At 53.7% G+C, this 4,777-nt stretch carries 4 protein-coding genes; 1 reads left to right on the top strand and 3 read right to left on the bottom strand.

The features are described 5' to 3' along the window. Positions 1–525: 525 nt before the first annotated feature. The 3 genes from mgtE to DW089_RS10605 form a co-directional block, all read right to left on the bottom strand. Positions 526–1,926, bottom strand: a complete 1,401-nt coding sequence (gene mgtE, locus DW089_RS10615) for a magnesium transporter (RefSeq protein ID WP_105325786.1) — start codon at positions 1,924–1,926, stop codon at positions 526–528. A 66-nt stretch (positions 1,927–1,992) separates the two neighbouring features. Next, positions 1,993–2,328: a hypothetical protein gene (locus DW089_RS10610; protein ID WP_118287259.1), complete on the bottom strand. Its 336-nt coding sequence runs from the start codon at positions 2,326–2,328 to the stop codon at positions 1,993–1,995. A 23-nt stretch (positions 2,329–2,351) separates the two neighbouring features. Next, positions 2,352–3,578, bottom strand: a complete 1,227-nt coding sequence (locus tag DW089_RS10605) for a class I SAM-dependent rRNA methyltransferase (protein ID WP_105325788.1) — start codon at positions 3,576–3,578, stop codon at positions 2,352–2,354. A gap of 209 nt (positions 3,579–3,787) precedes the next feature. On the opposite strand from DW089_RS10605, the gene sfsA reads away from it, so the two are divergent. Beyond that, on the top strand, positions 3,788–4,465 hold the full coding sequence (gene sfsA / locus DW089_RS10600) for a DNA/RNA nuclease SfsA (RefSeq protein ID WP_105325789.1): 678 nt from the start codon (positions 3,788–3,790) through the stop codon (positions 4,463–4,465). Positions 4,466–4,777 lie beyond the last annotated feature (312 nt).

Genomic DNA, 4,777 nt, shown 5'->3' with positions numbered 1-4,777 from the left:
GTTTTTAAATTCTGTCTTAGATTTCGTATCCCCCAATTTTCCGTGATGAGCCCAAAAAATTGCCTCAGGCAATTTTTCTGTAGTTGGACTACCTAACGGTCCGCACTAGCCCCAAATGGGGACGAGCTTTCCCCTTGGGGAAAGTGGCACCACAGGTGCCGATAGAGGAACCCCCCGAAGGGCCGTCCAGGTATTAGCGGCCACCGGCCGCCTGCCTTCCCCTTCTCCTGTTCGCTGCGTTGCGCGAACAGGAGAAGGGGAAGGTCGGCATTGCCAACAGCAATGCCGGGTTGGGGTTCAAAACCAAGCTTCACAACAATCCCCCATTCAGTACATGACCAGTAGTGGCCTAAGACCGGCCCCTGCAAGAGTGTAGGGGCTGGCAGTCCGTAGGACTGACTGAGGAAGTTTATTAGAATACGGCTATAACGAACGTACAAAAAAAAGACTTGCGAACTCAAACTAGTTCGCAAATCTTTTTTTCACAATCTTGTTTCACTTTATATACTTCTATTCTCCCCACCCCTACTGCAGCAGGTACGGCAGGAACATCTTGCTGAGCCCCAGGAAAATAAAGAAGCCGCAGACATCCGTTGCCGTGGTAATGAAAATACTGGAGGCAATGGCCGGGTCAAAATTGAAGGCCTTGAGCACCACCGGCACCAAAAAGCCCACAAACGCCGCAATCATCAGGTTGCAGGTCATGGCCACCAGGATAATCAAGCCCAGCGCCGTATTCCCGCTCATCTGGCTGATGACAAAACCGGCGATAATCCCGTTCACCAGCCCGTTGATAAAGCCCACAGCGATACCCTTAAAGATCCGTTTCTCGTTGCCATGGAGGCGGATATCCCCCAAAGCAATCCCCCGGACCACCACCGCCAGGGTTTGGGTCCCAGCGTTGCCCCCCATGCCCGCTACAATGGGCATAGCAGCCGCCAGGGCCACTACCTGGGAAATGGTATCCTCAAACAAAGATACCGTAGCAGACGCCAAAAATGCCGTAATCAGGTTGACCAGCAGCCAGGGCAGACGCATCCGCACCGATTCAAACACCGTGCTGTCCACGTCTTCTTCCTTGCTGACACCGCCTAATTTCAACATATCCTCGGTGTTTTCTTCTTCGATAACATCGATGATATCGTCGACGGTGATGATGCCGATAATCCCCTTGCGCTTGTTCACAACCGGAATGGCGTGCAGGTCATATTTGGATACCAGCCGGGCAACGTCCTCCTGGTCCGCTTCCGGCTCCACAGAAATGACATTGTCCTCCATGATATCGTTTAACGTATCATAGTTTTTGGCCACCAGCAGTTCCCGGAGAGAAACCGTGCCTACCAGCTGCTTCCGGTCGTTGGTGATGTAGAGAATGTTGATTTCCTCAGTCTTGGGAGCAATCTCCTTTACCTTTTCCAACGCCTGACTCACCGTCAGCGTGCTGCGCATGGAAATGTACTCGGTGGTCATAATACCACCGGCAGTGCTCTCCCCGTAGCCCAGCAAATCCCGAATAACGGTCTGGTCGCTGGTCTTCATCAGCTTGACCAATTCCTTCCGCCGATTGGCCGGCATATCTCCCAGAATGTCTACGATATCGTCCTTGGACATATGCTGGAAAATCCGCAGAATCTTGTTCAGGTCAAACAGCTTCATGATCCGCACCTGCAGATCCTCGTCAGCCTGTTCAATGATTTCTGCGTTTTGGGCATCATCCAGCAAACTGGTCAAATACACAATATTGCTGTCCGAAGCCTCCTCCATGGCAATGGCCAGGTCGATGGGGTGGGAATCCTCCACCAACCGTCTTACCGCTGCCTCATCCTTATGATTCAGAGCCTCGTTCAGTTCGCTTTCCATGCGTTCTTCCAGCAGCTCCTGCTTTTCTTCTTCGCTTTGTGCGCTAACTTCCTTTTCTTCGTCCATGCCAAGCTCTCCCCTCACCTGCTGTGCCTGGCTCCTCCCTAGGAGGTCCCCTTGCTGCAGGCTAGATTATTTTCTAGAAAATGCTGCATCCTCGGAGAGCAGCCATCCTACAGCGCCATCAAACCGGATGGCCAGGTTGTAGGTTTTCTGCTCCGCCGCGTTACGGGTTTGGTTTATCGGAACAAAGAGTGTACCCTTGGGATAGAACCCCAAAGTCAAACTTTTTTGGGACGGTTCCGCGTAGAACGGAACCTGATTGTGGGTGGTTACCAGCACAATCTTGGACTGCTGAAAGTGGGTTTCTGTGCTTTCCGCGTGGGCGGCCGGCAGCTGTCCAGCAGGGAACAGGCCAAAACCCAGGGCGGCACAAAAGGCCGTCAGCAGACAAAATTTCTTAATCATAGCACACCTCACTTCTCCAGGCCTTACACCACCTGGAAAATATAGAACTTCAGATAATCAGTTTCCGGCACATTGTACAAAATCGGATGGTCCGGAGCCTGCTGCCGGGCTTCCACCTGGCGCAGGGACACCGCTGCATCGTGGGACGCTTCCCGGAGCATCTGGACAAACAGCTCGTCCGGCATAAAGTGGGAACAGGAACAGGTGGCCAGGTACCCGCCCCGGGGCAGCAGCTTCATGGCCTTCATATTGATTTCCTTGTAGCCCCGGAAAGCCGAATGGACCGTATGGCTGGATTTGGTAAAAGCCGGAGGATCCAGGATAATGAAATCAAACGGATGCTGCTTCTTTTCTTCCAGCTCCGTCAGATATTCAAACACATTGGCTTCCACGGTCTGGATGGCTTCCTCCGCCCCGTTCAGGGCGAAATTCCCCCGGGCCCGCTTCAGCGCTTCCCCGGAAATATCCACCGCCGTTACCGAAGCCGCCCCGCCCTTCCAGGCGTTCAGGGCAAAAGGCCCCGTATGGGTAAAACAGTCCAACAGATGCTTGCCCTTGCAGATTCGCTGCACTGCCAGCCGGTTGTATTTCTGGTCCAGGAAGTAGCCCGTCTTTTGGCCGTTGACCACGTCCACCTGGTACTTCAGACCGTTTTCTGTGATAATGGGCAGCAGGTCGTCTTCCGTCAGCGTGGAGCCCGGCACCTCGGCAATGCCGCAGCCTTCTTCCATACCTTCCAGTTCCCGGATTTTCACATCGTTCCGTTCGTAGACGCCCTTCACGTCTTCCCCCATGGCCCGCAGGGTTTTCAGCAACAGAGAGAAAATCAGCTGCTTGCGCTGCTCGATGCCCAAAGACAGCACCTGGGCCACCAGCACGTCCTCAAACCGGTCCACCGTCAGCCCCGGGAATCCATCGGCCTCCCCAAAAATCAGCCGGCAGCAGCGGAAATCCGCCCCAGGCATTACCGTTTTCCGGTAGTCCAGAGCATACTGGATTCGCCGTTCAAAGAACGCTTCGTTAAAGGTATCATTGGCATTTTGGGAAAGCAGCCGAATCCGAATCTTGGAATGGTCGTTGATAAAACCCGTACCGATATATTTGCCTTTTTCGTTGACCACATCTACCAGCTGGCCATTTTCGTACGCACCGTCCAAGGCCAGCACCTCGTCGGCAAATACCCAGGGATGACCATGACGGGCAGCCCGTTCTCCTTTTTTCGTAATCGTTGCTTTTCTAAAATTGCGCATTTCCTTCTCCATTCTTTTCTGACCAAAGTATAGAAATATTGTACCATAACCAGCAAGTTTATACACGTTAAATATGAAAACTTTGGTACATTCAGCCATTCCCCTTGGGCATTTCCCCCAGGCTTTTCCCCCGTATTTCCTCCCTCCGCCGTGGTATAATAAAAACCAGGGCTGGCAGTTAGCGTCCAGCCCCAGTAAAGGAGAACCCTATGCACTATCCCAATGTCTGTCCCGGCCGCTTTCTGGCCCGTCCCAACCGCTTTATTGCCCAGGTGGAAATAGACGGCCAGGAAGAAACCGTCCACGTAAAAAATACCGGCCGCTGCAAAGAACTGCTGGTGCCCGGCTGCACCGTATACCTGACCCGCAGTGACAACCCCGCCCGAAAAACCAAATACGACCTGGTGGCCGTCCAAAAAGGAGACCTGCTCATCAACATGGATTCCCAGGCCCCCAACCACGCCGCCCAGGAATGGCTGGCCGCAGGCGGCCTGGGCCCGCTCACCCTGCTCAAGCCCGAATGCCGCTACGACCAATCCCGCTTTGACTTCTATTTCGAAGCAAAGGACCGCAAAGCCTTTTTGGAAGTGAAAGGCGTCACCCTGGAAGAGCACGGCATTGTCCGTTTCCCTGATGCTCCCACCCAGCGGGGGGCCCGGCATATCCACGAGCTCATCAAGTGCCAGGAGGAAGGCTATGACGCCTACCTGCTCTTTGTCATCCAAATGAAAGGCGTGCAGCATATGGAGCCAAACCGGGCCACCGACCCGGAGTTTGCCGCTGCCCTTTTGGCAGCCCAAAACGCCGGCGTTCACCTGTTGGCCTACGACTGCCTGGTCACCCCAGGCGAAATGACCCTGGACGCCCCAGTGCCCCTGATTCTATAAAGCCTGAAACACCCGACAAAAAAAGGTGTGAAATAATGAAACTTCTATCGTCGCCTTCGGCGACACTTCCTACACGCTTGCAGGAAGCGTTCTATGCCACTACTGGTCAAGTAATAGACTAGGGTAGTGCAAATATTTACGAACTATGCTGCTTTGCGATACCCGTTTTGCACATGACTCGTATAGGCCTAAGACTGGCCCCTGCTAGCGTTGCGCTCACATCCAAGAGCATATCCGTGGTTCAAAATGCTCTTGGTTCATGTGAGCCATGTGATAGCAGCCCAAGAAGCAAGCCCGCAGGGCGCGGCTGAT

Origin of the sequence: Acidaminococcus sp. AM05-11 (assembly GCF_003472805.1) — a bacterium.
In the GTDB taxonomy this organism is placed as follows: Bacteria; Bacillota; Negativicutes; order Acidaminococcales; family Acidaminococcaceae; genus Acidaminococcus; species Acidaminococcus hominis.
Note: the sequence above shows the minus strand (reverse complement) of the source record. Positions and strands in the feature narration are given on the sequence as shown.

Excerpts from the sequence above, each read along its gene's own strand:
- DW089_RS10610 (WP_118287259.1), bottom strand. The coding sequence starts at position 2,328 with ATGATTAAGAAATTTTGTCTGCTGACGGCCTTTTGTGCCGCCCTGGGT.
- DW089_RS10605 (WP_105325788.1), bottom strand. The coding sequence starts at position 3,578 with ATGCGCAATTTTAGAAAAGCAACGATTACGAAAAAAGGAGAACGGGCT.
- sfsA (WP_105325789.1), top strand. The coding sequence starts at position 3,788 with ATGCACTATCCCAATGTCTGTCCCGGCCGCTTTCTGGCCCGTCCCAAC.
- mgtE (WP_105325786.1), bottom strand. The coding sequence starts at position 1,926 with ATGGACGAAGAAAAGGAAGTTAGCGCACAAAGCGAAGAAGAAAAGCAG.